Origin of the sequence: Uliginosibacterium sediminicola (assembly GCF_039631295.1) — a bacterium.
GTDB lineage: Bacteria > Pseudomonadota > Gammaproteobacteria > Burkholderiales > Rhodocyclaceae > Viridibacterium > Viridibacterium sediminicola.
Genome location: NZ_JBDIVE010000012.1, coordinates 1 through 26,998, shown reverse-complemented (window position 1 = coordinate 26,998; position 26,998 = coordinate 1). Strand labels below are relative to the sequence as shown.

Genomic DNA, 26,998 nt, shown 5'->3' with positions numbered 1-26,998 from the left:
TCACCGTATGCATGCCCACACTCCGCCTTCTCCTGCCGACATCCGCAAGCGCTTCGCCGAGCAACGCGCTGCGGGCGGCGCACGCCATCGTGATATCGCCGACACATTGGGCATCAGCGAAGCGCAATTGATTGCTGCGCATAGTGTGGAGGCTGAGGTCTGGGTGGGTGACTGGCCTGGCCTGCGCGCCCGTCGCCTGCGCGCCGAGTGGCCGGCCATCATCGAATCGCTGGAGCCGCTTGGCGAGGTGATGGCCCTCACGCGCAATGCCTCCTGCGTGCACGAGAAGACCGGCGTCTACCGCAAGGCCTCGCATAACGCGCACGTTGGTCTGGTGCTCGGTGGCGAGATCGATCTGCGTGTGTTCTACCAGAAGTGGGAGAGCGGCTTTGCGGTGCAGGAGCGTACCGACAAGGGCTTGCAGCAGAGCCTGCAGTTCTTCGATGCGCAGGGCGTGGCGATCCACAAGATCTTTCTGCGCCCGGCCAGCTACGAGCTGGCCTGGCAGCAGCTGGTCAGCCGCTATGCCATCGACAAGGTCGAGGCTACGCTGCCGGTGGCGGCGCGGGCCGCCGCCGTTGTCGAAAAGCCCGATGGCGAGATCGACCTCGCCGGCTTCCGTGCGGCTTGGGCTGCGCTGCAGGACACGCATCACTTCTTCGGCCTGCTGCGCGAGTACGGCCTCACGCGCACCCAGGCCCTGCGTCTGGCCGAGCCACGCTTTGCGCAGCAGGTCGAACTGTCGGCCGCGCATGTCTTGCTCAGCGCTGCCGCGCGCAGCGCGGTGCCGATCATGGTTTTCGTCGGCAACCCCGGCATGATCCAGATTCATAGCGGTGTGGTGAAGCGCATCGCGGTGATGGGCGACTGGCTCAATGTGCTTGATGAAGGCTTCAACCTGCATCTGCGGCAGGACCACATTGCTCAGGCCTGGGTGGTCAAGAAGCCCACGGCCGATGGCGAAGTCAGCTCGCTGGAGCTGTTCGACGCCCAGGGCGAATCGATCGCCATGTTCTTCGGCGAGCGCAAACCGGGCCAGCCCGAGCTCGCCAGCTGGCGCGCGATTCTCGCCGACCTGAGCAGTGAGAGCGTGTCATGCGCCGCCTGAGCCTGAGCCCGAGCTTCAGCGCCGCGCGCCGCCGTGTTCTCGGCACGAGTGCCGCCTTGCTCGCTGGCGGCCTGCTGCCCGCTGCAGGCGCCGCCCAGCAGCGCATCGTCAGTGTCGGCGGCGCGCTCACCGAGATCGTCTACGCGCTGCAGGCCGAGCGCGATCTGGTCGGTGTCGATAGCACCTCGCTGTACCCGGCAATGGCGCAGCAGCTGCCCATCGTCGGCTATGCCAGAACATTATCGGCCGAAGGCGTGCTGGCACTCGCGCCGACGCAGCTCCTCGCCACCGAAGAGGCCGGCCCGCCGGCCGTCATACGGCAGATTGCCGCAGCCGGCGTGCCGGTCACCGTGTTGCCTGCCAAGCATCGTTTCGAAGGTCTGCTGGAGCGCGTGCAGCGCGTCGGCGCCATCACCGGTCGTGTTGCGGCCGCCAAGGTGCTGGCCGACAAGCTCAATGCGGATTGGGTGCGCACCCAGGCGGCCAGCCGCGTCCTGCAGAACAAGCGTGCCCAGCGCCCGCTGCGCGTGCTGTTCATCCTCGCGCACTCGCCCAGCCAGATCATGGTGGGGGGTGAGGGCACGGCGGCCGAGGCGATGATTGTTTACGCCGGCGCGCGCAATGCCGTGCAGGGTTTCGAGGGCTACAAACCGCTGACGCCCGAGGCGGCCATTGTCGCCGATCCGGATGTCATTCTGCTCACGCGCCAGGGCCTGGACGCCAATGGCGGCATCGAAGGCATACTGCGCCTGCCTGGCGTCGCGCAGACGGCGGCCGGCCGCGCGCGCCGCGTGGTGTCGCTGGAGGCCATGTACTTGCTGGGCTTCGGCCCGCGCCTGCCGCAAGCGGTGGGCGAGCTGGCCCAGCTGCTGGACAAGGCGGCCACATGAGCTTCGCGCTCGCCCTGAGTGCCCACCGTGGCCCGCGTCCGCTCCGTCTGCTGCCCGCGCTGTGTCTGCTCGCCGGCGTGCTGCTGGCGGCGCAGTTCGGTGCCGTGTCGCTGACGCTGGATGATTGGCTGGCGGTGCTTGGAAGGCTGGGCGGCGCAGGCGATCAGTCCCTGCGCGGCGCGGCACATGTGCTGTGGCAGATCCGCCTGCCGCGCGCGGTGTTTGCGGTACTGGTCGGCGCCGCGCTGGGCCTGGCCGGGGCGCTGTGTCAGGGCCTGTTCCGCAATCCGCTGGCCGACCCCGGTTTGCTGGGTGTCAGCAGTGGTGCGGCCTGCGCTGCGGCGCTGAGCATCGTGGTGTTCACCAGCTTCGCCGGAAGCTTGCCGGCGCCGCTGCGGGCCTGGTTGCTGCCGGCGGCGGCCTTCGCTGGCGCGCTGAGCGTGTGTTTTGGGCTCGACCGTCTGGCGCGCTGGCTGACGCCCGGTTCCATCACCGGCCTGCTGCTCACCGGCATCGCGCTCAATGCCCTGGCCATCGCCATCGTCGGTTTGTGCACCTATCTGGCCAATGATGAGCAGCTGCGCAGCCTGAGCTTCTGGACCCTGGGTTCGCTGGCCGGCGCCAGCTGGTTGCTGGTGGGCCTGTTCGCGGCCGTGCTGCTGTTCGCGCGCTGGCGCCTGCAGCGCCTGCTGCAGGCGATGAATACGCTGGCCATGGGCGAGGCGGTGGCGCGTCAGGTCGGCATCGATGTGTCGCGCATCCGCAGCGAGGTGCTGGTGCTGGTGGCCTTGCTCAGCGGGCTGGCGGCGGCCTGGTGCGGCATGATCGCCTTCGTCGGCCTGATCGCGCCGCAGCTGGTGCGCGTCGTCTGCGGGCCGGATCAGCGCCGCGTGCTGCCACTGTCGATGCTCTGCGGTGGCGCACTGGTGTTGTTGGCTGACACGCTGGCGCGCACCCTGGTCATTCCCGCCGAGCTGCCCATCGGCATTCTCACTGCCTTGCTTGGCGGGCCGTTCTTTCTGATCTTGCTGCGCGGTGCACGCGGGAGGCTGGCATGAGCCTGATTACGCTGGAAGCGGCCGGCGCGCAACTGGGCGCCTGCCAGTTCGGCCCCTTCAATCTGCAGCTGGCGGCCGGCGAGCGCGTTGCGATTCTCGGCCCCAGCGGTGCTGGCAAGTCCACGCTGCTGCGCCTGCTGGCGGGTGATCTGGCCGCATGCCGGGGACGTGTCTGTCTGGATGGCCGCAATCTTGCGCAATGGCGTGTGCATGAGCTTGCGCAGCGTCGCGCGGTGCTACCGCAATCGCATCATGTGGCCTTCGGCTTGCAGACGGACACCATCGTCGCGCTCGGTCGCGTTGCCCGCCCGCACGACCCGGCACTGCTGCAGATTGTGCGCGAGGCCCTGCATGCCGCGCGGGCGACGCATCTGGCCGGGCGGCGCTTCGATACCCTGTCCGGCGGCGAGCAGGCGCGTGTGCATCTGGCCCGCGTGTTTGCCCAGTTGTGGGATGTCGAATGCGGCCTGCTGCTGGTCGATGAACCGCTGGCTGCGCTCGACCCCGGCCTGCAGTTCGGTCTGCAGGAAGCGATGGAGCAATTCGCCGCCCAGCGCGGCCACGCCATGATCGCCGTGCTGCACGACATCAATCACGCGCTGAGTGCGTTCCGCCGCCTGTGGCTGATCCGAGATGGGCGCTTGCAGGCGGACCTGCCGGCCGACGTGCGTGCGCTGCCCGCGCTGGAGTCGCTGTACGGCGTGCGTCTGCGCTACATGCAGTTTGCCGACGGCTCGCTGGGCGTCAGCCCGGCACGCCAGGGGGCACAAGAAGGCGTCGCGGCATGAGTCTGCTGCCGCCCGCAGGGAGTCGCCTGTCGGTGCTGGCGCTTTGTGCGGCTTTGCATCTGCTGGCCGGCTGGGCGCTGATGCAGCTGATCATGCCCGAAGCGCATCGCCAGGCATGGCCACGCGAGCAGATCATCAGCGTGCGCTGGTTCGATCTGGCCAAAGCGGCCGCGCCGGCAGCGTCGACAGCGGCGATGCCGAGGCCTGCGGCGCCCAGACCGCCCGCTGCAGAACGGCCGCAGATGCATGCAGCAAGCCTGGTCAGCGGCGTGTCGAGCGAAGTGATGCAGGCTCGTGTGACGCAGCTTCCCGTCGAGCCTCCAGGCGCACGTGTCCAGCCGCCCCCCGAGCTGCCGCTTGGCAGCGCGCCCGCACCCGTCGCACGCGTGCCGCGCGAGATCGAAAGCCCGGCCAATCCCGCGCCCCTTGAAGCGGCACGCCCCGACCACGCCTGGAATCCGCCGCCCGACTATCCCTCCCTGCTGCGCGAGCAAGGTGTGGGCGGCACCGTGTGGCTGCGTGTTCAGGTGTTGCAGGACGGCAGCGCCGGACAGGTCGAACTGTGGCGCAGCAGCGGCTATCGCCTGCTCGACGAAGCGGCCCTGCGCGCAGCGCGCCAGTGGCGATTCAAACCTGCGCGCCGGGGCGATCAAACGCTCGCCAGCTGGGTCGAATTCCCGGTGCGCTTCACCCTCGATGGCTGAGCAGCCAGACTGGAGACTTCACCATGCAATCCCGACATCATGACCGCCGTTCCGGCAGCGCCACGGGCAGTGAGCAGGGCAGCGGCGCTGACAACGCCGTTGCCAATCTGCTGCGCTTGATTCAGCTGTATCTCGACGGAGCGCTGTGCGAGGATTGTCAGCAGCGCGTCTCCGCCGCCATCTGCGGCCAGCTGCAGCGCATTGCGCAGGCGCCGCACGTCGGCGCGGCGACACGCGAAGCCTGTTTCGACCTGCAGGAGCATTGGTTGCATCCGCGCCAGGGCTCGTCTCGCGCGTGTGAGAGCACAAGGCGCGCGGACGGATGGCAAGGCTGAGGCTGTGGCCGATTTTTCAAGTTACTCGTCGTACGCGCCATGCACAGAATTCTCGCGATCTTCATCTTGCTCATTGCCAGCGCCTGCAGCAGTACACCAGCGCTGCCACCGCGATGGCCGGAAGGCGCGACGCTGAGCCTGCTGGGTGAAGTGCACGACAATGCTGTGCTGCACGCGCAGCGCACAGCACTGTTGCGGCGCTGGGTCGAAGCGGGCGCGCGGCCGGCGATTCTCATGGAGCAGTTCGATCGCGAGCAGCAATCGCGCATCGACGCCCTGCGCCAGCGCGGCGTGAAAGATGCCGAGCTGCTGATTCGCGAAGCCGGGCAGGGCAGTTGGCAGTGGCCGTTTTACAAACCCGTGCTCGAACTCGCGCTGCAATACGATTTGCCCATCATCGCGGCCAATGTTTCGCGCAGCGACGCACGCCGGGTAATGGTCGAGGGGCTCGCTGCGGCGGGCTTTGATGCCGCGCTGCCGACGGACATCCTGAGCACCCAGGCGCGTCTTATCGAGCAGTCGCACTGCGGCGCTCTCGACACGGCAACGGCGCAACGCATGGCCTTAGCCCAGATCGCCCGCGACCAGTTCATGGCGCGCCAACTGAGCGCACAAGGCCAGCGCCCCGCCGTGCTGCTGGCCGGCAATGGGCATGTGCGGCGCGACATCGGCGTGCCGCGCTGGCTGGGCCCTGCGGCGCAATCGCAGTTGCGGGTGTTTGCCTGGGTGGAGGCGGGCGCTGAGGCCGACGCGCCAGCCGCTTACGACATCCGCATTCCGGTGCCGGCGCAGGCACGGCCTGATCCCTGCGAGGCGTTTCGCAAGCGCTGAGCCTGTTCAAGTGGGCTTGCAGGAGGGCTGGGCAAGAGATTCCAGCCGCAGCTGACCGCTGAAATCGGCTAGACCATTGTCGCGCAGGATGGCGCGGATCTTCTCGTGCAGCGCCATATCCTCAAAGTGGATACAGATGCCGCGATTGGCGCACAGCAGTCGCCAGCTATGCGGATTGTCTTCGGCGGGCGCGCTGCGGTAGAACACCTTGCCGTGCGGATCGTGTGCCCGCCGCAGCAGGCCGCTGGCTTCCAGTTGGTGAATCGTGCGGTAAACAGTGCCCATGCTGTAGCACCGCTCGCCGCGCAGCAAGAGCTGGAAGACGCGCTCGGCGCAGGCGCCCGCTGCGCCTTCGGCATTGATCAGGCGCAGGATGTCCAGGCGCACGGTGGTCGGGCGCAGGCCGGCGTTTTCAAGCCGAAGCTCGGGACTCTGTGTGGGATCCGTATGGGGCATGACACATTCTCCATTCCAGGGCAGCGCGTGCTCGTCAACAAATGGGTGGTGCAGCAGATTGCCAGTCCAGCTCCAGCGTTTCGGCGCGCAGGAAGCGGCGCACGTGGTCGTCGAGCACGTATTTCAGGCGGCCGATTTCGGCCTCATCGGCGCCTTCGATGAACACATGCACCGCATCGGCCTCGGCGCTCAGCACACAGCGTCCGGGCTGGAAGTCGACCTCGCCACGGCTGGCGTCGAAGACGGCCGGCACCTTGTGGCGGAAGTGCTTGCACAGTTTGAGGATCATCTTGCCCGGTTCGGCTGCGGCGAAGCGGGTTTGCAACTGGATCATGCAGTCTCTCCATGAAGGTGGGGCAGGGCGTGGTCGGCGATGACCATGGGTTTGCCCTGGGAGCAATGTTCGATGCGTCCGGCGATGCCGTAGGCCTGGCGCAGCACGGCCGGGGTCAGTGCGGTGGCGGGTGCGCCTTCCGCAATGACGTGCCCGCCATCGAGCACCACGACGCGGTCGCAGAAGCGCACCGCGAGGTTGAGGTCGTGCACCACCAGCAGGATCGTAGCCTCGCGCGCCAGCGCGTCTTCGCGAATCACATTGAGTACTTCGAGCTGCCAGCGCGGGTCGAGTGCGCTGGTCGGCTCATCGAGCAAGAGCAGCGGGGTCTGGCGCACCAGTGCCTGAGCGAGACCCAGCATCTGGCGTTGTCCGCCGGACAGCTCACCCATGCGCCGCAAGGCCAGCGCAGCGATGCCCAGTCGTGTGAACACGGCCTCGGTGAGCTGGTCGCGCGCGCGCGCCGACTTGCCCGGGTGGGCGGCGCTGCAGGCGGTGCTGACGGCTTCCCAGGCGAACAGTGCGCCAGCGGCCGGCAAGCTTTGGGGCAGATAAGCGATCAGGCGCCGCCGCGTGTGGGCGTCGAGGCGGATGAGCTCATGCTCGCCAAGGCGCAAGCTGCCACTCGTGGGGCGCAGCTGGCCAGCGAGTGTGCGCAGCAGGGTCGACTTGCCGGCCGCATTGGCGCCGAGCAGGGCGACGACGGTGCCGGGCTGGACCGGGGCGAGGCTCAGGTCTTTGAGCACCGGCCGCTTGCGGTAGCCGGCGTGCAGGGATTCGATTGTCAGCGCACTCACAGCGATCTCCGCTGCACGAGGATCAGCGCTATGAACAGCGGCACGCCCACCAGCGCGGTGACGATGCCGACCGGAATGACCAGGCCGGGCACGGCGTTCTTGCAGACGATGGAGGCCAGCGATAGCACCAGTGCGCCGGACAGCGCCGCACCCGGCAGGAAGTAGCGATGGTCTTCACCCAGCAGCAGACGCGCCACGTGGGGTGCGACGAGGCCGATGAAGCCGATGGCGCCAACGAAGGCGACAGCGACGGCCGCCAGCAGGCTGGCGCGCAGCAGGGTGACCAGGCGCAGCCGTTCGACCGCGATGCCCAGCGAGCGCGCCTGTTCTTCACCCGAGCACAGCGCCGTCATGGCCCAGGCGCTGCGCAGGGCCCAGGGCAGGCAGATGCCCAGCACGCCGCTGACGATGGCGAGCTTGGGCCAGTCCGCTCTCGACAGCGAACCCATGGACCAGAACACCACCTGCTGCAGCGAGCCCGCTTCGGCCACGAACTCGATGACCGACACCAGCGCGTTGATGGCGAATGACATGGCAATACCGAACAGCACGATGGCGCCCGAGCTGCCGCCCAGCATGCGCGCCAGGCCCTGCACGATCAGCGCACAGGCGGCGGCGCAGATGAAGGCGCCGAGGCTCACCGCCTGATTGGCGCCGATGTGGCTGGCGATAGCCGGGTCGAGCACCAGCACGACGGCGGCGCCCAGCGTGGCAGCGGCGCTGATGCCCAGGGTCATCGGGCTGGCGAGCGGGTTGCCGAGCGAGGTCTGCATCTCTGCGCCGGCAAGGCCCAGCGCTGCGCCGACGACAGCGGCCATCAGCGCCACGGGTAGACGCAGATCCCACAGGATGACCTGTGTCGCGGCGTCGAGCGATTGTTTGTCTGCGAGCCCGGCGATGACCTGCGACAGCGTGAGCCCGGCCGGGCCGCTGGCGACGTCGGCCAGCAGACTCAGTGCCAGCAGCAGGCCGAGCAGGCACAGCAGGGCGATGCGCCGATGGCGGATGCGGGCGTAAGCGCTGGCGAGGGAGGGCATCTGTGGCGGGGCGGTGGCAAGTGTCTGCATGGCTGGCGGGCGTGGCTGGCGGGCGGTGGATAGGAGCGCTTGGACCGCTCAGTCCAAGCAACGGCGGCTCAACGTGCCGAGGTCCAATAGACCCCGTCGAGCGGGATGGGCTGGAAGCGCTCATACAGCGTGCGCAGCGTGGCGTTGGGGTCCAGCGTGGCGAAGCGTTCCGGGTGTAGCCACTTGGCGAAGGCTTGCACGGCGACGACGTTCAGTGGCGAGTCGTAGAAGTGGTGCCACACGGCATGTGCGCGGCCAGTCTTCACGGCCGTGAGCGCTGCGATGGGCATGCGCTGCAGGCGGCGCATGAGTGACGCCTGTGCGTCGGCTGCGCTGATGCCGGCACCCATCTGGATGCGCTGTGGTCCGCTCTGCGTGGTGGTGCGATTGCCGATGGCGGTGGCGATGTAGACATCGGGCTGGTGGGTGAGCAGGTATTCCGCGCTGAGCTGACCGACCTCGCCCGGTATCAGATCGCGGGCAATGTTGTCGCCACCCGCTGCATCGAGGAAGCGGCCCATCATGCCGCGCACCATGGTCTCGCAGCACTCTTCGCGCAGGCCGACACGGCTCTCCAGAAACACCCGCGGTTTGCGCTGCAGGCCGCGCAGGCCGTCGGTAACGCGCGCCAGCTCGGTTTCGTAGAAGTGCAGATAGGCCTCGGCTTCGCGCTCACGGCCCAGTGCCTGTCCGAGCAGACGCATGCTGCGCGGTGCGTTGACCAGCGGATCGGTGCGGAAGTCGATGAACAGCACGGGCACGCCGGCCGCCTGCAGGCCCTTGAGCAGGGTTTCGTCCTTCGGTGACGGGCCGTGGCCGCTGAGGCCGAAGATGGCCAGCTGTGGTTTCAGTGAGAGCGTCTTCTCCAGGCTGAAGCTGTCAGCCGATGCCTGGCCTACGCGTGGTATCTGTGCCAGCTCGGGGAAGCGCTTGAGGTATTGCGCGTAGCCGTCGGGGTCCAGGCGGCTGAACTCGTCCATGCTGCCGACGATGCGCGAGGGCAGCGCGGCGCCTTCCAGCATCGCCAGCGCAATCATGAAACGGCCTTCGCCCAGCACCACACGCTCGACCTTGTCGGGCAGGTTCACGCGGCGGCCGGCAAGGTCGGTGACGGTGCGTGCGTGGGCGCTGAGAGACGATAGGCAGATCAGGAGGGTGAGGAGCAGTTTTTGCAGCATGGTTTATCGCCGGGGTGTCAGGTTGCGCACCGGGTGCCGGGCACCCGGTACAGGGGTCAGCATCAGAACTTTAACCCCGTCTTCAGCCACAGGCTGCGCGGTTCGCCGTAGAAATTGAAGACCGAGGTGCCGCCCACGCGCTGGTAGTACTTCTTGTCAAACAGGTTGTTGATGGTCAGTGACACATCGAGCTTGGGCGAGAACTTGTAGCCGAACAAGGTATCGACCACGGCATAGGCGTCCTGGTCGATGCGGTAGCCGGTGCCGGCCGTGTAGAAGCTGCTCATGGCGCGCAGGCCGCCGCCGACATAGGCGTTCTGCAGGGCGCCGCTCTGGAAGTCGTAGCGCGTCCACAGCGTCACGCTGTGGTGCGGTGTGTAGGTCGAGAAGGTGGTGCCGGAGGTGCCGCTGGCGCCCGAGAGGATTTCAGTCTCGGTGTAGGCGTAGCCGATGCTCGCCTCCCAACCCGGCAGCAGCCGGCCCGACAGCTCGGCTTCAAAGCCCTGTACTTCGGTTTTGCCGCTGGCCTCGTAGTACGCGGTGCTGGGGACGGCAATCGCACGATTGGTGTCACGCAGGCGGAACAGCGAAAACTGCGAGTTGAGCAGGCCGCCCATGTGCTCGCCTTTCACGCCCAGCTCGATGTTGTTGCCCTTGCGCGGGTCCAGCACCTTGCCGCTGGCATCGAGGTTGGTCTGCGGCTGGAAGATCGAGGTGTAGCTGGTGTAGGCCGCCCAGTTTTCGCCCAGCTCATAGACGATGCCGCCATAGGGTGTGAGCTGTGTCGGCAAGCTCAGTTCGGTGCTCACGCCGGTGGCGAGGTTGGTGGTCACGCTCTTGTAACGCGACAGGCGCGCGCCGGCGATCAGCGTCAGCGGCTGCCAGGGTTTGATGCGCAGATTGCTGTACAGGCCGTATTGCTCGGGTTTCACGTTGGTACGGCTGCTGTAGGCGATGGTCGGCTCGGGCCAGTCATAGGTCGGGCTGTAGACATTGGTCGTGCCGCTCACGGTCGCCGAGCCCGACAGCGTGGTCTGGTCGTACTGGCGATAGTCGATACCGGTGATCAGGTTCTGCTGCAGGCCCCACAGCTTGAAGGGCTTGTTGAGGTGCAGATCGGTGGCCAGCCCTTTCTCCCTGTAGTCGCGCGCAATGGCTGTGCGCGTGACGGTGCCGGTATTGCTGACCGCGCTGCCGGCATAGGCGTACTTGAAGTTGACGTCGCGGTCGACGTAGCGCATGGCAGCCTTGATGTGGCCGCCACTCTCCAGGTGGTGCACCAGCTCGGCCATGCCTTCATTCGCTTGATTCTCGAAGCGGTTCCAGTTGGCACCGATGAAGGTCGAGCGCTCCAGGTCCAGCAAGTCGCCGTTGCTCTTGCTCGGCAAACCGTTGAAGGGCGTGACATCGCTCTTTGAGCTGATGCCGGCAATCGACAATGTGGTGCGCGATGACAGGTCGAAATCCAGCGTGCCGTAGCCCACGCCGTTCTCGTTCTTGTTTACGTCGACCGAGGAATTCTTCTTCTGGTAGGCGCCCACCAGGCGGCCGCGGACGCTGCCGTCTTCGTTCAGGCTACCCGTCACGTCTGCCTCGCCGCGTCGCGCGTCCCACGAACCCAATGCCACGGAGCCACTGCCGGCGAACTTCTTCTGCGCACGCTTGCGAATCAGATTGACGGTACCGCCTGGCTCCCCGAAGCCGCTATAGAGACCGGCGGGGCCGCGCAGTACCTCGACACGCTCGAAGATCGACAGATCCGGCTGCGTGCCATAGATGCTCGACAGCGGCGCCGGCAGGCCGTCGATGAGTGCGGAATCCAGCTCGTAACCGCGGATGAAGATCGATGAGCGACCCTGATCGTTGGCCAGCACCACCACGCCGGTCGTGCGCCGGGCCAGGTCATCCAGGCGCACCATGTTCTGGTCGTCCATGCGCTGGCGGGTCACGACGCTCACCGGTTGCGGCGTCTCCTTGGCCGACGCATCACCCTTGCCGCCCACGTTGACTGCACCGTCGCCATATCCAGCGCTGGTTTGGCTGTTCGTGCCCTTCACCACAACGGCCGGCGCAACCGGTTCATCAGCCCAGGCTGCGCTGGCAAACAGGCCCGCCAGCAGCGCACTGAGGGCGGCACAACGCCTCGTCGGAAGCGGAGTGGAGCGGGACAGGGAGGCTGTAGTTTTCATGTCTTTCCTTGATGCGTGTTAATGAGAATGATTTGCATTAGCGAGGTTTGACGCTATTATCCATAGGCCTGCCCGGTGCCGCCTTTGCGCAACGCAGGAAGTTGTTTGCAGGAGAAAGCTTTGAACTTGCACACCAGCCAGCAAGCCGTTCGGGGGCGCCGCAGCCTCGCCATGTACCCGTCCGCCGACCCTTCCGCGCATATCAACCGTGGCCAGCTGATGGCCGCCATCACGCCGCGCAGCAGCGGCTTCCGCATTGATCAGCCCGATGTGGCGAGCGATGTCTCGGTGCTGTCCGGCTATTTCCGCGCCGACAATCTGCGTGAGGGTCTGCGCTGCAAATGCGTAGACGTCGTCGACCTTTATGACATGCGTACCGAGGCGACCTTGCAGGCCGGGCTCAGTCTCATCGTGCTGATCGCGGGTGAGGCGCAGGCCCGCTTCGGCAGCCAGCCCATCAGCCTGGGCGGAGACGGGCAGCCCGATGGCGCGCTGGTCGCGCTCGCAGAGTCCGAACAGTTTGTGCGGCATTCACGCCGGGGTCGTCACGAGCGCAAGGTCGTCATCTCCATGAGCCCCGATTGGCTCGCTGCCAGCGGCCTTGACGCCGGCGATCTCGCCGAATTCCGTCAACGTCACCTTGCCGTGCACCACTGGCGACCCAGCACGCGTGCCATCGCCATCGCGCAGCAGATGATCCATCCGCCGGTTTTCTCCAGCGCCGCTGACGCTGCCGGCTGCGCCAATCCGCTGTACCGGCTCTATCTCGAAAGTCGTGCGCTGGAATTGCTCACGGAGAGCTTTAGCGAGCTTTTCGCGCCTGGCCGTACCCCCGGCATCAACGCCCGCATGCGAGCCCGTATCGCCGCGCTGTGCGAATGGCTCGACGAAGGGCTGGTCAACGGCACGGCCGATGCCCTTGATCTCGCCGCCATCGCCCGCCACGCCGGTCTCAACGCCAGCTCCCTGCAGCAGCAGTTTCGCGCCGTGCAGGGCATGAGTATCTTTGCCTGGCTGCGTGGCCGACGCCTCGATGCCGCGCGCATCGCACTCGAACGCGACGGCGCTACCGTCACGGAGGCTGCCGGACTCGCCGGTTACGGCAGCGCCGCCAACTTCGCCACCGCCTTCCGCAAGCGCTTTGGCCAGTGCCCCAGCGCTGTGGCGCGGGCGACCTGAACCCTTTCCAGGACTCTCTCTGTCAATGCTCATTCGCTATTTCCGCTCGGTCGCCTTCCTCCTCGGACTCAGCATGCTCATCAACCAAGCGGCGCAGGCCCAGCCCGCCGCGCCCATCCCCGCCGACTGGCGCCCCGCGCAACTCTCGCGCAGTCTCAGCTTCGACCTTGATTCGACCTACACGGGCCAGCGCTACCGCATCATCGTCGGCTTGCCGCACAAGCCCGCGCCCGCCAGCGGCTACCCCACACTGTGGATGCTCGATGGCCTCGCCAGTTTTCCCATCACCGAATTCGTCCGTCCGCGCCCGCCTGCCGCCAATGAGAGCGCGGCCTGGCGTGCCAAGATCGGCGAAGAGCCCGCCGGCCTCGTCGTCGCCATCGGCTACCCCAGCGGCGAGATCATCGACGTCAATGGTCGTGCCCTCGATTACACGCCGCCGCTAGAGGCCGGCACAAAAACCGGCGATCTGCTCTCCGCACGCTTTGGCGGCTCCGCCAACTTCCTCAAGTTCCTCACGCTGGAGCTGCGCCCGCTGCTTGCCAAGCACTTCGCCATGGACCCGCAGCGCCACACCCTGTTCGGTTTTTCCTACGGCGGCCTGTTCACGCTCAATACACTCAGCACCGAGCCGCAGCATTTCCAGCGCTACTGGGCGGCCAGTCCTTCGCTGTGGTTCGGCGAGAAGCATCTGCTCAAGCAACTGCCGCAACGCCTGTCAGCCATGCAGTTCGCTGCGCCCACGCGCGTCATGATCACCGTCGGCATGGACGAGCAATACCCCGAACGCTTTGCCACGCCCGAGCTGCAGCAACGTCTGCAGGCGCGTGCCATGGTCGACAACACCCGCCAGTTCGCGCGCCAGCTCGGCGATGCGAAGCTGGCCGGGCTGCAACTCGAAGCGCAAAGCGTAGCCGGGCATGATCACCACGACATGCTGCTGCATGGAGCCCGCCGTGTGGTCGACTTTGCGTTTGCGCCTTGAGGCTCACGCGCGGGCCCGCCCTAGAGATGAGCGCATACCGGACAGGACGTGAAATGAGCATTCTTCTGACTCGCCAGGCCACCACCACCGCCCAATATGGCATCTGGATCGCTCAGCAGATGGCGCCAGAGAGTCCGGCCATGCTCACCGCCGAAGCGGTCGAGCTGCGCGGTCCGCTTGATCTCGCTGCGCTCTCCGACACTGTCGTCGAAGTACTCGACAATTGCCACAGCCTGCACCGTCGTTTCGAGTCCGCAGATGGCGTGCTCTGGCAATGGCCGCTCGCGCCCGCCACCCCGCCACTTGCGTTGCACGACTTCCGCCGCGCGCCCGACCCGAGATCCGCCGCGCAGCAATGGATAGCCGATTCGCTCGCCACGTTATGCGACCCCAATCGCGACATCCTCTATCGCAGTGCCGTCCTGCAGATCGCCGAGGACACCTATCTCTGGTACCTGCAGGTCCACCACATCGCGCTGGACGGCTTCGGCTACAGCCTCGTCTGTCAGACCATTGCCGAACGCTACAGCGCGCGCGTCATGCAATCGGCTTTGCCACCGCTGCCGGATTGGTCGCTCGACAAGATCACGGCCGCCGAACAGGCCTACAAGGCCAACGGCGGCTTCGAGCGCGACAAGGCCTTCTGGCTGGCGACCATGCAGGACGCGCCAGCTCCTGCCAGCATCGCGCCGCCCGCAGCTTTCTCCGACCCGCTGCACCGCCGCGACACGCGCCTGAGCACTTCTGAGATCGACGCTTTGCGCGACGCCGCAAAGCGTTGCGGGCAGGACTGGGGCAACTGGATGCTTGCCGCCATCGGCGCATGGCTTGCGAAGCAATCCGGCCAGCAAGCGCTGACCTTTGGCCTGCCGGTCATGAACCGACTCGGCACTCCCGCCATCGGCGTGCCCTGCATGGCCATGAACATCGTGCCTCTCAGCCTGCGTATCGCTCCCGACGACTGCATGCAAAGCCTGAGTGCCCAGGTCGCCACCGCCCTGCGCGGCATCCGTCAGCACGCCTACTACCGCTATGGCTGGATCCGCATGGATCTGGGCCTCATGGCGCAAGGCAAGCATTGCTTCAACCAGGCCGTAAACCTGCTCCCTTTCGACCGCAGCGCGCGCTTCGCCGGACTGCAAAGCCGCATCGAGCCGATCAGCGCCGGCCCCGTGAAAGACCTCAATATCAGCGTCTTCGTGCTCAATGCTGAATGGCAACTGCGCACCGAAGCCAACCCCAATGCGTACAGCGCAGAGCGGCTTGATGCGCTGCATAGGGATTTGCTGGGGATGTTGCGAGCGCTGGCGCAGAGGGCGCCGGAAGAGAGACTGGCCCCCACGCAGCAAGGCGTGGCCATCGAGATGTGATGTTTTTGCGGCCAATTTGCATGTCATCGCTGCGGCCGGTGTTTCTCTGCCCGTAGGCGTAGCTTGCCTGGATTCGCGCGGAGAGCAGTCGCCGAAGCCCAGGCGTGCAGCTGTGGCGCGCCGAGGTGCAATGCCGGTGGCGGCCAGCGGAAAAGTTGGCGCCGCTGCGCAGATCGGCCCCGCTCGCGCATGGGCCGATCCACGATGTCGCGGGCACTTCAGTGCCGGGGCATTTTCCGTTGCAGCACTGCCAGCAAACCTAGTACTCCGAGTGCGCCCAGCATAGTCAGCCCAGCCAGTTCGGTGGTGTGGGTCAGCGGGCCGTCGACACTGCCGAGCAGCAAGGCGGAGGCGCCGGCGGCGAGGCTGACACCGAGGTCCTGCACCATCTTCTGCAGTGCCATGAAGCCGGCGCGTTCCTGCGGGGCAGGGATCTGGCTCAGGCTGCTCGCGAGGCACACGCTGCGGGCGGCGTTGCCGGCCATGAACAGCACGAAGCACAGCGTGATGGGAAGCGCGTGGATACCGCAGAACGGCAGCAGGCCGAGGCAGAAACAGATGCTGGCGATGAGAACAGGCAGCCAGGGACCGCGTTTGTCCGTCGTGCGGCCGGCGAGCTGCATTGCGAAGAGGGCGACGACGCCGCCAGCAAGGTAGAGCAGGCCCAGCTGTTCGCGTGGGAAGCCGAGGTTGAGCAGGTAGAAGGCCGAGAAACTGGGGACGACGAGAAAGGCGGCGAATTGGTTGAGGCCTAGCAGGAGGCTGGCGATCTGCACACTGCGGCGCTTGAGCAGCGCGAGCGGCGATTGCCGTGAGGCGATTGCCCCATGCTGGTTTGGTGGGCTGAGCAGATGCTGCGTCTGAGCAGGGAGCAGGCGCGAGGCCGCTGCGCCGACGAGGGCGGCAAGCAGGGCCACGACGAGGAAAGCGGATTGCCAGCCGCAGCGTGTGGCGAGTTCGAGCCCGAGGGGGATGCCGCCTATGGTGGCCAGCGAGAAGCCGATCATCACCTTGGCGATGGCGCTGCCACGCTGGGGAGGCGGCGTGTGGTCGATGAGGATGGCCATGCCGCTGGCGATGGTGGGCGCGGCGCTCAGGCCGGCGGCGGCACGCGCGAACAGCAGGGTGCTGAAGTCTTGCGCCAAGGCGCAAGCGATGAGGGCGAGCGTGAGGCCGGCAAGGCTGGCCAGCAGCGCCTGGCGGCGGTCAAAGCGATCAAGCAGGGGAACGGCGAACAGGCCTGCGCTCAGCGAGGCGAGGGTGTAGGCCGCGGTCAGCCAGCCGACCTGATTGCTGCGGAAGCCCAGCGCCGCTGCGAGGTCGGGTCCGAGGGGGAGGATCAGCATGAAGTCGAGGATGTAGACGCATTGCAGGGCGCCGATGAGGGGAATAAGTCGCCGCGGCTTGAGCAGGGGGCGGGCGTTGGCGGCGATGTCGGGGGCGATTGAGGACATGGTTTTCGTGTGCGCTGCGGGGCTGGAGTTGGGTGGGGCAGGCTGGATATGCATGGCATATCCACCATCGAATGATCGCTGTGAGTGGCTCGGCGCCAAGCTCAATGCGGCTTAAGGCGTCAATGCGTGGCGCATATCCACTGTTGCGAAATGGCTGGCTGGGTGGGCTGATGGGCCCGCCTATCTGGACGGAATGCTACTTTATTTTAAATGCTATTGCGAATCATTCGCAACAAGTGGTAGTGTCCACTCTGTTCTGAACCAGTAGCCAGGCGTCATGCCTCGCGCTCCAAGTTCTGATCGTCGGCATGTTTTCCTGTACTCCTCGGGAGGTCCGCATGAATCATCCACAACGGGAAGCGCTGGGCTCAGGGTTTCGCTCCCCTGGCGTATTTCCATCCGTTTTTCCCATTCCTACCGGCCCACAGGCCTTGTTCAATCACTACGGCAGCAATGCCTGCATGTTCGCTTCACCCGGCCAGACCTTGCTCGCCCACGGCGTGGCGGCCTGTCTGCCGCAGGGCGATGCAGCGAACCTGGCCGGGCGGGCGGCGCTGTTCCTGCGCCAGGCCAGTCAGGCTGGACATGCAGGCCTGCTGATCGGGGCGATCCCCTTCTTGCCCGACGCGGCGCCACACCTGTTCGTGCCCGAGCACTTCGAGCTGGCCGGCAGCGTTCGCAGTCTGATGACGGCGGGCATCACGCAGCAGGGGGCACAGAAACCCGCGCAGCAGATCTTGCCCTTGGCGGCCGAGAGCCAGCCATGCCCGCAGACTTATCAGCAGAATGTGCGCGAGGCGCTGGCGCAGATCGCATCGGGCACCATGCAGAAGGTGGTGCTGTCGCGCTCGCTGCGCGTGCAGGCCGAACTGGAATTGCCGGTCTTGCTGCGCGGGCTGGCGAGCCGTAATCCGCGTGGTTACACCTATGCGATTCCGCTGCCCGAAACGGGTGATGAAGGCCGTCGCAGCCTGGTGGGCGCGAGCCCCGAGCTGCTGCTGGCGCGCCGTGGCAGTCAGGTGCTGTCGAATCCGCTGGCGGGCTCGATCCCGCGCAGCGCTGATGCGGCTGAAGATGCGCGTCGTGCCGATGGCTTGCTGCAGTCGGCCAAAGATCTCCACGAGCACGCGCTGGTGGTCGATGCCGTCGCTGCGGCGCTGCGCCCGTTCTGTCGCGACTTGCAGGTGCCGCACACGCCATCGCTGGTGTCTACGCCCACCATGTGGCATTTGTCGAGCGAGATTCGCGGCGAGTTGATCGACCTGTCGACCACCTCGCTGGCCCTCGCGCTGGCGCTGCATCCCACGCCCGCTGTGTGCGGTTATCCGACGGCGGCGGCGCGCGATTTCATCCAGCGCGCCGAAGGCTTTGACCGTGGTTTCTTCACTGGCCTGGTGGGCTGGTGCAATGCGCTGGGCGACGGCGAATGGGCGGTGACGATCCGCTGCGCCGAAGTGGGCGAATCCTCGGCCACGCTGTACGCCGGCGCGGGCATCGTCGCGGGCTCGGACCCCGCGCTAGAGCTGGCTGAGACGGCCGCCAAGCTGCGCACCATGCTCAATGCCATGGGCGTGGATGCGCAAAGCCTCGACAGCGCAACACTCGCGCCGCAGCCGGAGCGTCTGTCATGAGCGCAGTGATCAGCGCATCCGCCGCCGAAGGCGCGGACCTCACGCCCTGGCCCGCCGAGTTCGTCGAGCGCTATCGCGCCGCCGGCTACTGGCGCGGCGAGCCGCTCGACGCGCTGCTGCGTGACAGCGCGCGGCAGCACGCCACACGCACCGCCCTGGTGTGCGGCACGCGGCGCTGGAGCTATGCCGAGCTGGACGCCCGTGTCGACCGCATTGCGGCGGGGCTCGCGCAACGTGGCATCGCCGCGGGCCAGCGCGTGGTGCTGCAACTGCCCAATATCGGCGAATACGTGCTGATGGTGTTCGCGCTGTTCCGCCTCGGCGCGCAGCCGGTGTTTGCATTGCCCGCGCATCGCCGCAGCGAGATCGGCTACTTCTGTGCCTTCAGCGAAGCGATCGCTCTGGTGATCGCCGACCGTCATGGTGGCTTTGACTACCGTGCGCTGGCACGTGAGGTACGGGCCGATGCACCCACACTGGCCCACATCATCGTGGTCGGCGACGCGCAGGAGTTCACCGCCTTTGAGGCGATTGACGCCGAGCCGGTGGCCTTGCCCGCGCCCGATGCCGGTGCGCTCGCCTTCCTGCAGCTCTCCGGGGGCAGCACGGGGCGGCCAAAGCTCATCCCGCGCACACACGACGACTACTTCTACAGCGTGCGCGCCAGTGCCGACATCTGCGGTCTCACAGAGCAGAGCGTCTACCTCTGTGCGCTGCCTGCTGCCCACAACTTCCCGATGAGTTCGCCCGGCATCCTCGGTGTGCTGTATGCCGGCGGCTGCGTGGTGCTGGCGCCCGATGCGAGCCCCGACACCGCCTTTGCGCTGATTGCCCGCGAGCGCGTGACCATCACCGCACTGGTGCCGCCGCTGGCCATGGTGTGGATGGACGCTGCCGCCTCACGCACGAATGGCTGCCACGAACTGGCATCGCTGCAACTGTTGCAGGTCGGTGGTGCGCGCCTCAGTGATGAGGCCGCGCGCCGCGTCGGTCCGCTGCTCGGTTGCCGTCTGCAGCAGGTATTTGGCATGGCCGAGGGCCTGGTCAACTACACCCGCTTCGACGATGGCGAGGCACTGGTGGTCGGCACACAGGGCCGTGCGATCTCACCCGATGACGAAGTGCGCATCGTCGATGACGAAGATCGCGATGTGCCCGAAGGTACGGCAGGTCACCTCATCACGCGTGGGCCGTACACGATTCGAGGCTACTTCCGCGCCGCCGTGCACAACGCCCGTGCCTTCACGCACGATGGTTTCTATCGAACCGGCGATATCGTGCGGAAGCTGCCCGGCGGCTACCTCGTGGTCGAAGGGCGCGACAAGGACCAGATCAATCGTGGCGGTGACAAGGTGGCGGCCGAGGAGGTGGAGAACCATCTGCTGGCGCATCCGGCGGTGCTCGATGCCGCCGTCGTCGCGATGCCCGATGCCTATCTGGGTGAGCGCAGCTGCGCCTTCATCGTGCCGCGCGGCGAGGCACCGCGTGCCACGGAGATTGCACGCTTCATGCGCGAACGTGGCCTGGCGCAATACAAGCTGCCAGACCGCATCGAGTTCGTTGCGCAGTTCCCCAAGACCGGCGTCGGCAAGATCGACAAGGGCGCACTGCGCCTGGCCGTGAGTGAAAAGCTGGCTGCGCACGCGGCCGTCTCCTGAACATGCATCACACTTCCGAGCGTTCCAACATGGCCATTCCCCGTATCGCCAGCTACCCCATGCCCGCCGCGGCGAGCTTCCCTGCCAACCGTGTCGACTGGCGCGTCGACCCCCAGCGCGCCGCGCTGCTGATCCATGACATGCAGCAGTACTTCATCGACTTCTACGACGCGAGCGCCGCGCCGATCCCGCAGCTCATCGCCAACGCGCTGCGTCTGCGCGATGCCTGCGACGCAGCCGACATTCCCGTTTTCTACACCGCACAACCGCCTGTGCAGCCGGCTGAAGACCGCGCGCTGCTCAACGAATTCTGGGGCCCGGGCTTGCCTGCCAAACCGGAAGGCGCCCCCATCATCGCGCCTCTCGCGCCGCGCGCCACGCACACCGTGCTCGACAAGTGGCGCTACAGCGCCTTCGTGCGCAGTGATCTGCTCGAACGCCTGCAAGCGCAGGGCCGTAACCAGCTCATCGTGTGCGGCGTGTATGCCCACATCGGCTGCCAGGTCACCTGTGTCGATGCCTTCATGCGCGACATTCAGCCTGTGATGGTCGGCGATGCGCTGGCCGACTTCTCGGCCGACTGGCACATGAAGGCGCTCGAATACGTGGCGCAGCGCGCAGGGGTGGTGCGCAGCACGGTGCAAGTGCTGGGCGACCTCGGCGTGGCCTTGCCCGATGCGCTGCCGGCCGATATGCACGCGCTGCATGCCGAGGTGGCGAAGATGCTGGAGATGCCGACGTCCGAGCTCGGCCTCGACGACAACTTGCTCTACGCGGGGCTGGATTCGATCCGACTCATGAGCCTGCTGGAGCGCTGGAAGCGCGCCGGTGCCCACCTCAGCTTCGTGCAGCTGGCTGAACACCCGACGGTGGCGCAATGGTGGGCGCTGCTGATCAGTCGCAATATTGAGCCGCATGCGGCAGAGCTTGTCTGAGATGAATGATTGCGCCGCGCAAATCATTGAGGGCATGCCTCAGCGCTTGCCCCTGAGTGCGGCACAACTGGGCATCTGGCTCGGCCAGCAGCTGGACCCGCACAGCCCGGCGTACTGGACGGCCGAAGCCATCGAGCTGCGGGGGCCGCTGGACCCGGTGGTCTTCGAGGCGGCGCTGCGTCGTGCCATCGACGAATGCGAAGCGCTGCACATGCGCTATGGCATGGATGAAGCCGAGGACATGCAGGTGTGGCAGGTGCCTGCGCCGCACCGCTGGAGTCTGCACTGCGTGGACCTGACCGACAGTGACGCGTCCCTGGCCTGGGACATCGCCCGCCGCTGGATGAACAAGGACCTGCAGACGCCGGCTGAGCTCGCACAAGGTCCGCTGTTCGCCACCACCCTGCTGCGCCTGCCCGACACCGCACAGGGCGCACGCCACGTCTGGTTGCTGCGCGTTCATCACGTGGCGCTTGATGGTTTTGGCTATGCCTTGTTGCAGCGCCGTGTCGCCGCGCTGTATGCCATTGCCACGGGCGCAGCGCAGCCCGATGCCCTCGCACGTCCACGCGTCAGCCTCGCCGCTGTCGTGGCCGAAGCGCAGGACTATCAGCGTCAGGCGAGCGAGCGGGATCGTGATTTCTGGTTGGCGCGGCTTGCCGCCACACCGGTACCCGTGACACTCGCGCCACCCGCCGCCGTCGCACACCGCGTGCAGCGCGCGCGTGGCGCTCTGGATGCCGCGGCCTTCACGCGCTGGCAAGCTGCCGCGCAGACCTGCGCTGCCGACTGGGCCGCCTGGCTGATTGCCGCCACCGCTGCCTGGCTCGCCCAGCAGACGCGCACGACCGAGGTCACGCTGGGTCTGCCCGTGATGGGCCGGCTTGGCTCTGTCGGGCTCAGCGTGCCCTGTATGGCCATGAACATCGTGCCACTGCATGTGCGCATCGACGCCACGCAGGGCATGGCTGCGCTGGTGAAGACGGTGCTCGCCGAGATGCGCAGCATGCGCCCGCACCAGCGCTACCGCTACGAATGGCTGCGCCACGAACTGGCCCGCGTGGCTGGCCCGCGCCGCCTGTTCGGCCCCGTCATCAACCTCATGCCCTTCGAGCGGCCGCCGGCTTTCGGCGCCGTGCAGGCGCTGTCGCACCCGGTCTCCGCCGGCCCGGTGGAAGACCTCTCCATCACCATCGCGCCGGGGCCCGATGGCGTGCGCCTCGACTTCGAAGCCAACCCCGATGCCTACGCCGCCGATGTGCTGACGGCGCATCGCGAAGCATTTGTCGCCGCGCTCGCCACCCTGCAGCGCGCGGCAGTCGATACTCCACTCGCTGAGCTCCTGCCCGGCCTGCCTGCGCCTGGGCATGCGCTGATCACTAGCGAAGCCTTGCCCACGCCACCGCAAGGCGTGCTCGCTGCCTTCATCGAACAGGTGCAGACGCGCCCCGCGCGCATCGCCGTGGAGCAGGACGGCGTATGCCTCACGTATGCCGAACTGTTGCAGGCCGTGCAGGCGCTGGCCGCCGAGCTGCGCACCTATGGCGTGGTGGAAGAGAGCCGCGTGGCGATCCTGCTGCCGCGCTCAGCGCAGACCATCGTCGCGCTGCTCGCCGTGCTGTGGGCTGGCGGCGCCTACGTGCCGCTCGACCCCGAGAGCCCCGACGCACGCATTGCGATGGTGCTGGAGGATGCCCAGCCCGCGCTGGTGCTGAGCCTGCGTGCGCTGGCGACGCGTATTTCGGACGAGTTGCCGACGCTGTATCTCGATGGCACGTCCCCTCTCCCGCGTGCGGGAGAGGGGGCAGGGGAGGGGGAAGCAGCAATCGCCCCAGAAGGACGCGCTGAGCTTGATGGCTGCAGCCCTCTCCCCCAGCCCCCGCTCCGCGCCCCACGGTCGGCATTGCATTGCCGACCGGCTACGCAAGCGGATTGCATGCAATCCGAAACCCTTGCTACGCCCCACGTGCGGGAGAGGGGAGAGCAGGTGCGCGATGCCGAGCGCATGGCAGAGCCGCTCGCCGTCGCCGACACCGCACTCGCCTACATCATCTACACCTCGGGTTCGACCGGCAAACCCAACGGCGTGATGATCGGCCGCGATGCGCTGGCCCACTTCCTTGCCGGCGCACGGCTGCGCTACGCGATGACGCCAGAGGACCGCGTGCTGCAATTTGCGCCCCTGCATTTCGATGCCAGCGTGGAAGAGATCTTCCTCTCCCTCAGCTGCGGCGCACGCCTGGTGCTGCGCAACGAGGCGATGCTGGAATCCATGCCGCGCTTCCTCGCCGCCTGCGCCGCGCTGCAGATCAGCGTGCTCGATCTGCCGACGGCTTTCTGGCACGAGCTGGTGTATGGATTGGGCACGACAACGCAGCTGCCCGAGACAATTCGCCTCGTCATCATCGGTGGCGAAGCCGCACTCGCCGAACGCGTCACGCGCTGGCGTGCTGCCGTGGCGCCGCACGTGGTGCTGCTCAACACCTACGGGCCGACCGAGACGACGGTGATCTGCACGACCGCCGCGCTGTCCGGGCCGGACGCCATCGCGCTCGATGGCGAGGCCGTGCCTATCGGCCGGCCGCTGCCAGGGCTCTCCGCCGTGGTCGTCGACGCCGCATTGCGACCCGTGCCGCGCGGCGAAGCAGGGGAGCTGTGCATGATCGGCGGCGCACTGGCGCGGGCTTACTTCGGCCGCGCCGAAGCTACGGCGAAGCGCTTTGTCACGCTGGCAGATTCAGGCCGCAGGGCCTACCGCACCGGCGACCGTGTGAGCCAGCGTGCCGACGGGCAACTCGTGTACCTCGGCCGGCTCGATGACGAATTCAAGATCAGCGGCTATCGCGTTGACCCCAGCGAAGTCGAGACAGCGCTGCTGACTTACCCCGGCCTGCGAGATGTGGCCAGTGAGGTCGCCGTCGTAGGCCAGCAACTCGCCAGCGGCAGCAAACGCCTCGCCGCCTTCATCGCCTGCGAAGCTGATCTGCCTGCCGCCCGCGCGTTGCAGGCGCACCTTGCCACCCACCTGCCCGCAGCCGCGATTCCCTCGGCCTACCTCCGCATCGAACGCCTGCCGCGCAATGCCAACAACAAGATTGACCGTGGCGCCCTGCGGCGCATGGGGCTGGATGCCGCCGATGCAGCGCCCGCCGCGCAAAGTGCAGCGGACGGGACGCCCCTGAGCCCGCTGGAACAAGGCATCGTCAGCGTGTGGCGCGAGGTGCTGGGCGCGCAGGACATTGCACGCGACAGCGACTTCTTCGCGCTCGGCGGCAAGTCGCTGCAGGCTATCCAGGTGGCCAACCGCCTGGGTGTCGCCCTGCAACGCGAGGTCGCCGTATCCAGCCTGTTCCGCCATCCCACCCTCGGACAACTTGCGGTGGCATTGGATGTGAGTGAAGAGCTCGATGGACACGCGCCCCCCGAGCAGGCCAGCGATCCGTTCGCGCCGCTGCTGCGCATTCAGTCCGGCGAAGGCCCGGCGCTGTTCTGCGTGCACCCCGCCGAAGGTCTGTCGTGGTGTTACATGGGTCTCGCCGCGCAACTGCGCCACACGCCCATCTACGGTCTGCAATCGCGCGGCATCAGCGCTGAGTCCGCCACGCACATCGACGAAGTCATCGCCGACTACAGCGCGCTCGTGCGCAGCGTGCAGCCGCAGGGTCCGTACCGCTTTCTGGGCTGGTCATCCGGCGGCGGCATCGCCCACGCCATGGCCGCACGCATGCAGGCCGAAGGCGAACAGGTCGAACTGCTGGCGATGATGGACGCCTACCCCAGCGACATCTGGGAAGGCAAGCCGCCACCCACCGAACGCGATGCCCTCATCGTCTTGCTCGACGTCATCGGCTACGCCGGCAAAGGCCACCTTGGCGACGACGGCCATCCACTGTCGCTGGACGCCATGCGCGCCCGCCTGCAACGCCCAGGTAGCGTTTTCGCTGATCGTGATGCCGCGAGCCTCGCCAGGCTCACCAGCCAGGCCATCGCTTCGATGAGCCTCTACCGCGGCCTGCGCCACCCGATCTTCAACGGCAACCTGCTGTTCTTCCACGCCACGCAGCGACCCGCCGACGCCCCCGACTGGCTCGGCTGGCAGCCCTACGTGAACGGCGCGCTGCAGCGTATCGACATCGATAGCACCCACAACAGCATGAGCCAGCGTGCGCCCTTGGCACACATCGGGCGTGAGCTCGCGGAGAGACTGGAAAAGTAGGCTCCCCTCTCCCGTGTAAAGGGAGAGGGGGAGAGGGGCAGGGGGAGAGGGCTCGCGGAGACCGACGGACTGTTCATCCGGCGCTCTTCGGTTCGAGTTGCTTATCAAGCGGGATAAGTGGCCCGAGCAACGCGCAATTTGCTGTTCCCTCCCCTTGAGGGGAGGGTGGCGCAGTGCGCCGGGAGAGGTGGGGAGGCACCTGTCCGAATGCAGCCTGTTGTGGAGCGCGAACCCTTTCACCTCTCCCGCCCCTGACGGGGCACCCTCCCCTCAAGGGGAGGGAACCGCAACGAGTACGCCCTGAGCACAACGCGCATCAAGCAAAGGAACCCGAATGAGCACCCAACCCGAATTCCACAACAAAACCGCCCTCATCACCGGCGCCGCCCAGGGCATCGGCGCTGCCGTCGCCCGCGCCTTCGCACAACAAGGCGCGCGCGTTGCGCTCATCGACCAGCAGGCCGACAAACTTGAAACCTTCGCTCATGCCTTGCGTACCGAAGGCCAGCAAGCCATCGCCATCCCCCTCGACCTGCGCGACGGCGCCGCCATCACCGCCGCCGTCGCTCGCAGCGAACAGGCGCTCGGCCCCATCGATCTGCTCATCAACGTCGCCGGCATACTGAGAAGCGGCAACACGCTGGAGCTCAGCGATGAAGACTGGGAAGACAGCTTCGCCATCAACACCAGCGCCATCTTCCGCATCTGCCGCGCCGTCGCGCGCGGCATGGTGGAACGCAAGCAGGGCGCCATCCTTACCGTCGGCTCCAACGCCGCCCGCGTGCCCCGTCTCGGCATGGCCGCCTACGCCGCCTCCAAGGCCGCCACCGCCCACTTCATGCGCTGCCTCGCCCTCGAACTCGCCCCGCTGGGCATCCGCTGCAACACCGTCTCCCCCGGCTCCACCGACACCGCCATGCAACGCGCCTTCGCCAGCACGCCGGAACAGATCGAAGGCGTGCTCAAGGGCTCACTCGAACGCTACCGGCTAGGCATCCCGCTGGGGCGCATCGCCACGCCCGAAGACATCGCCGAGGCCGTGTGCTTCCTCGCCTCGGAACGTGCACGGCATATCACCATGCATGATCTGTGTGTGGATGGGGGGGCGACGTTGGGGGGGTGATTGCCCGATGACGACTAAGAGATGGGGCACACCTAATACTTCTACGATTTGCTTGGTTTGACGGTGCGAAAGCGACGCGCTAGGGAAACTCTAGATTGAAGCTTCTTCAGGACTTCAAGATCTGTAGGCATATCCAAAAATTCGTTTGCCTCTTCGATGGTTTGAAAGAGACCTGCAGTTCGGATGTGGAACAGGACTAGTGTCCTAAAGTACATCTGTAGTTGGAAGCAATATGTCTTTGCCTGTGTGCTCTCATTGCCCGAGTGGATCCAGTTGTTACGATACTCCCGAAGATGCTCTAGTGTTGCTGTTGCAAATGCGGAGTCTGCCCATAGAAATGCGCATCGCCGTACGAGCACATCGTAGTTGCCGTGCCCGGGAGAAACTAGGCGTTCCACTGCGCCCCATAGCCGTGTAAATGCGGTTGTCTGATTCCACTCATCAAATGCGCGCACATACTGAATTAGGGACTCGACAATCTCGTCGCGGTAGCGGCAGCGCGCCAGCCGGTTGATGAAAAGGCGGACATATTTTCGTGTTGCCGGCCAGTCTTTTGGCTGATATGGCCTTGGTGGTGTGAGATGAGGTTCAAACCATAATTCATCAGTGGCAATGCTTCCGCTGGGATGATGAACTGAATCGCCCCGGGTTTTCTAGACAGTCCCGAGCCTCATGAAGTACTGCTTTTCGTAGTCTACCGGAGACATGCCAT

The 26,998-nt window shown here is 66.5% G+C and carries 22 protein-coding genes; 15 read left to right on the top strand and 7 right to left on the bottom strand.

The annotated features are described in order from the left end of the window. Window positions 1-7 precede the first annotated feature (7 nt). From ABDB84_RS17815 to ABDB84_RS17785, 7 genes are read left to right on the top strand one after another with little or no spacing between them, the layout of a single operon-like run. The gene (locus ABDB84_RS17815) at window positions 8-1,108 is read left to right on the top strand and encodes a hemin-degrading factor (protein WP_345921125.1); all 1,101 of its coding nucleotides are present in this window, start codon (window positions 8-10) and stop codon (window positions 1,106-1,108) included. Further along, complete coding sequence (locus ABDB84_RS17810) at window positions 1,096-1,998, top strand: heme/hemin ABC transporter substrate-binding protein (protein ID WP_345921124.1); 903 nt, start codon at window positions 1,096-1,098, stop codon at window positions 1,996-1,998. The genes ABDB84_RS17815 and ABDB84_RS17810 overlap by 13 nt, the downstream gene beginning before the upstream one ends. Further along, window positions 1,995-3,056, top strand: coding sequence for a FecCD family ABC transporter permease (locus tag ABDB84_RS17805; protein ID WP_345921123.1), 1,062 nt, complete (start codon window positions 1,995-1,997; stop codon window positions 3,054-3,056). Before ABDB84_RS17810 ends, ABDB84_RS17805 begins: the two co-directional genes overlap by 4 nt. After that, complete coding sequence (locus ABDB84_RS17800; RefSeq protein ID WP_345921122.1) at window positions 3,053-3,844, top strand: ABC transporter ATP-binding protein; 792 nt, start codon at window positions 3,053-3,055, stop codon at window positions 3,842-3,844. The genes ABDB84_RS17805 and ABDB84_RS17800 overlap by 4 nt, the downstream gene beginning before the upstream one ends. Further along, complete coding sequence (locus ABDB84_RS17795) at window positions 3,841-4,548, top strand: energy transducer TonB (RefSeq protein WP_345921121.1); 708 nt, start codon at window positions 3,841-3,843, stop codon at window positions 4,546-4,548. Before ABDB84_RS17800 ends, ABDB84_RS17795 begins: the two co-directional genes overlap by 4 nt. Window positions 4,549-4,571: 23 nt before the next feature. Continuing rightward, window positions 4,572-4,883: a hypothetical protein gene (locus ABDB84_RS17790; protein ID WP_345921120.1), complete on the top strand. Its 312-nt coding sequence runs from the start codon at window positions 4,572-4,574 to the stop codon at window positions 4,881-4,883. Window positions 4,884-4,922: 39 nt separating this feature from the next. Next, a complete protein-coding gene (locus tag ABDB84_RS17785) occupies window positions 4,923-5,714 on the top strand; it encodes a ChaN family lipoprotein (RefSeq protein WP_345921119.1) in 792 nt (263 codons plus the stop codon). Window positions 5,715-5,720: 6 nt separating this feature from the next. On the opposite strand, the gene ABDB84_RS17780 is transcribed toward ABDB84_RS17785, so the two are convergent. The 6 genes from ABDB84_RS17780 to ABDB84_RS17755 all read right to left on the bottom strand — a co-directional run bounded on the left by ABDB84_RS17780 (window position 5,721) and on the right by ABDB84_RS17755 (window position 11,735). After that, window positions 5,721-6,170: a transcriptional repressor gene (locus tag ABDB84_RS17780; RefSeq protein WP_345921118.1), complete on the bottom strand. Its 450-nt coding sequence runs from the start codon at window positions 6,168-6,170 to the stop codon at window positions 5,721-5,723. A 34-nt stretch (window positions 6,171-6,204) separates the two neighbouring features. Then, entirely contained in the window at window positions 6,205-6,504 is a 300-nt protein-coding gene (locus ABDB84_RS17775) for a DUF2218 domain-containing protein (RefSeq protein WP_345921117.1), read from the bottom strand. Next, the gene (locus tag ABDB84_RS17770) at window positions 6,501-7,301 is read right to left on the bottom strand and encodes an ABC transporter ATP-binding protein (protein WP_345921116.1); all 801 of its coding nucleotides are present in this window, start codon (window positions 7,299-7,301) and stop codon (window positions 6,501-6,503) included. The genes ABDB84_RS17775 and ABDB84_RS17770 overlap by 4 nt, the downstream gene beginning before the upstream one ends. Further along, on the bottom strand, window positions 7,298-8,368 hold the full coding sequence (locus tag ABDB84_RS17765; RefSeq protein WP_345921115.1) for a FecCD family ABC transporter permease: 1,071 nt from the start codon (window positions 8,366-8,368) through the stop codon (window positions 7,298-7,300). Before ABDB84_RS17765 ends, ABDB84_RS17770 begins: the two co-directional genes overlap by 4 nt. A gap of 68 nt (window positions 8,369-8,436) precedes the next feature. Beyond that, window positions 8,437-9,546: an ABC transporter substrate-binding protein gene (locus ABDB84_RS17760; RefSeq protein ID WP_345921114.1), complete on the bottom strand. Its 1,110-nt coding sequence runs from the start codon at window positions 9,544-9,546 to the stop codon at window positions 8,437-8,439. Window positions 9,547-9,608: 62 nt separating this feature from the next. Continuing rightward, the gene (locus ABDB84_RS17755) at window positions 9,609-11,735 is read right to left on the bottom strand and encodes a TonB-dependent siderophore receptor (RefSeq protein ID WP_345921113.1); all 2,127 of its coding nucleotides are present in this window, start codon (window positions 11,733-11,735) and stop codon (window positions 9,609-9,611) included. A gap of 120 nt (window positions 11,736-11,855) precedes the next feature. Between ABDB84_RS17755 and ABDB84_RS17750 the strand changes: the two genes are divergently transcribed. The 3 genes from ABDB84_RS17750 to ABDB84_RS17740 are packed head-to-tail and all read left to right on the top strand — an operon-like array spanning window position 11,856 to window position 15,269. Then, complete coding sequence (locus ABDB84_RS17750) at window positions 11,856-12,914, top strand: helix-turn-helix transcriptional regulator (protein ID WP_345921112.1); 1,059 nt, start codon at window positions 11,856-11,858, stop codon at window positions 12,912-12,914. Between the two features lie 25 nt (window positions 12,915-12,939). Continuing rightward, window positions 12,940-13,899 (top strand): alpha/beta hydrolase, encoded by a 960-nt coding sequence (locus ABDB84_RS17745; protein ID WP_345921111.1) that lies wholly within the window; start codon window positions 12,940-12,942, stop codon window positions 13,897-13,899. 53 nt (window positions 13,900-13,952) lie between these two features. Then, a complete protein-coding gene (locus ABDB84_RS17740) occupies window positions 13,953-15,269 on the top strand; it encodes a condensation domain-containing protein (protein ID WP_345921110.1) in 1,317 nt (438 codons plus the stop codon). 218 nt (window positions 15,270-15,487) lie between these two features. Here the strand turns inward: ABDB84_RS17740 and ABDB84_RS17735 are convergent, their stop codons facing one another. Next, the gene (locus ABDB84_RS17735; RefSeq protein ID WP_345921109.1) at window positions 15,488-16,723 is read right to left on the bottom strand and encodes an MFS transporter; all 1,236 of its coding nucleotides are present in this window, start codon (window positions 16,721-16,723) and stop codon (window positions 15,488-15,490) included. Window positions 16,724-17,184: 461 nt separating this feature from the next. Between ABDB84_RS17735 and ABDB84_RS17730 the strand changes: the two genes are divergently transcribed. The 5 genes from ABDB84_RS17730 (at window position 17,185) to ABDB84_RS17710 (ending at window position 26,286) form a co-directional block, all read left to right on the top strand. Beyond that, window positions 17,185-18,354, top strand: coding sequence for an isochorismate synthase (locus ABDB84_RS17730; protein WP_345921108.1), 1,170 nt, complete (start codon window positions 17,185-17,187; stop codon window positions 18,352-18,354). Further along, window positions 18,351-20,012: a (2,3-dihydroxybenzoyl)adenylate synthase gene (locus tag ABDB84_RS17725; protein WP_345921107.1), complete on the top strand. Its 1,662-nt coding sequence runs from the start codon at window positions 18,351-18,353 to the stop codon at window positions 20,010-20,012. The genes ABDB84_RS17730 and ABDB84_RS17725 overlap by 4 nt, the downstream gene beginning before the upstream one ends. Before the next feature lie 29 nt (window positions 20,013-20,041). Continuing rightward, window positions 20,042-20,947 (top strand): isochorismatase, encoded by a 906-nt coding sequence (locus ABDB84_RS17720; protein WP_345921106.1) that lies wholly within the window; start codon window positions 20,042-20,044, stop codon window positions 20,945-20,947. A 34-nt stretch (window positions 20,948-20,981) separates the two neighbouring features. After that, window positions 20,982-25,163: an AMP-binding protein gene (locus ABDB84_RS17715; protein ID WP_345921105.1), complete on the top strand. Its 4,182-nt coding sequence runs from the start codon at window positions 20,982-20,984 to the stop codon at window positions 25,161-25,163. Window positions 25,164-25,497: 334 nt separating this feature from the next. After that, entirely contained in the window at window positions 25,498-26,286 is a 789-nt protein-coding gene (locus ABDB84_RS17710) for a 2,3-dihydro-2,3-dihydroxybenzoate dehydrogenase (protein WP_345921104.1), read from the top strand. Window positions 26,287-26,998 lie beyond the last annotated feature (712 nt).

Excerpts from the sequence above, each read along its gene's own strand:
- ABDB84_RS17805 (WP_345921123.1), top strand. The coding sequence starts at position 1,995 with ATGAGCTTCGCGCTCGCCCTGAGTGCCCACCGTGGCCCGCGTCCGCTC.
- ABDB84_RS17795 (WP_345921121.1), top strand. The coding sequence starts at position 3,841 with ATGAGTCTGCTGCCGCCCGCAGGGAGTCGCCTGTCGGTGCTGGCGCTT.
- ABDB84_RS17790 (WP_345921120.1), top strand. The coding sequence starts at position 4,572 with ATGCAATCCCGACATCATGACCGCCGTTCCGGCAGCGCCACGGGCAGT.
- ABDB84_RS17800 (WP_345921122.1), top strand. The coding sequence starts at position 3,053 with ATGAGCCTGATTACGCTGGAAGCGGCCGGCGCGCAACTGGGCGCCTGC.
- ABDB84_RS17765 (WP_345921115.1), bottom strand. The coding sequence starts at position 8,368 with ATGCAGACACTTGCCACCGCCCCGCCACAGATGCCCTCCCTCGCCAGC.
- ABDB84_RS17810 (WP_345921124.1), top strand. The coding sequence starts at position 1,096 with ATGCGCCGCCTGAGCCTGAGCCCGAGCTTCAGCGCCGCGCGCCGCCGT.
- ABDB84_RS17760 (WP_345921114.1), bottom strand. The coding sequence starts at position 9,546 with ATGCTGCAAAAACTGCTCCTCACCCTCCTGATCTGCCTATCGTCTCTC.
- ABDB84_RS17710 (WP_345921104.1), top strand. The coding sequence starts at position 25,498 with ATGAGCACCCAACCCGAATTCCACAACAAAACCGCCCTCATCACCGGC.
- ABDB84_RS17785 (WP_345921119.1), top strand. The coding sequence starts at position 4,923 with ATGCACAGAATTCTCGCGATCTTCATCTTGCTCATTGCCAGCGCCTGC.
- ABDB84_RS17725 (WP_345921107.1), top strand. The coding sequence starts at position 18,351 with ATGAGCGCAGTGATCAGCGCATCCGCCGCCGAAGGCGCGGACCTCACG.
- ABDB84_RS17720 (WP_345921106.1), top strand. The coding sequence starts at position 20,042 with ATGGCCATTCCCCGTATCGCCAGCTACCCCATGCCCGCCGCGGCGAGC.
- ABDB84_RS17745 (WP_345921111.1), top strand. The coding sequence starts at position 12,940 with ATGCTCATTCGCTATTTCCGCTCGGTCGCCTTCCTCCTCGGACTCAGC.
- ABDB84_RS17775 (WP_345921117.1), bottom strand. The coding sequence starts at position 6,504 with ATGATCCAGTTGCAAACCCGCTTCGCCGCAGCCGAACCGGGCAAGATG.
- ABDB84_RS17715 (WP_345921105.1), top strand. The coding sequence starts at position 20,982 with ATGCCTCAGCGCTTGCCCCTGAGTGCGGCACAACTGGGCATCTGGCTC.
- ABDB84_RS17780 (WP_345921118.1), bottom strand. The coding sequence starts at position 6,170 with ATGCCCCATACGGATCCCACACAGAGTCCCGAGCTTCGGCTTGAAAAC.
- ABDB84_RS17815 (WP_345921125.1), top strand. The coding sequence starts at position 8 with ATGCATGCCCACACTCCGCCTTCTCCTGCCGACATCCGCAAGCGCTTC.
- ABDB84_RS17740 (WP_345921110.1), top strand. The coding sequence starts at position 13,953 with ATGAGCATTCTTCTGACTCGCCAGGCCACCACCACCGCCCAATATGGC.
- ABDB84_RS17735 (WP_345921109.1), bottom strand. The coding sequence starts at position 16,723 with ATGTCCTCAATCGCCCCCGACATCGCCGCCAACGCCCGCCCCCTGCTC.
- ABDB84_RS17755 (WP_345921113.1), bottom strand. The coding sequence starts at position 11,735 with ATGAAAACTACAGCCTCCCTGTCCCGCTCCACTCCGCTTCCGACGAGG.
- ABDB84_RS17730 (WP_345921108.1), top strand. The coding sequence starts at position 17,185 with ATGTTCGCTTCACCCGGCCAGACCTTGCTCGCCCACGGCGTGGCGGCC.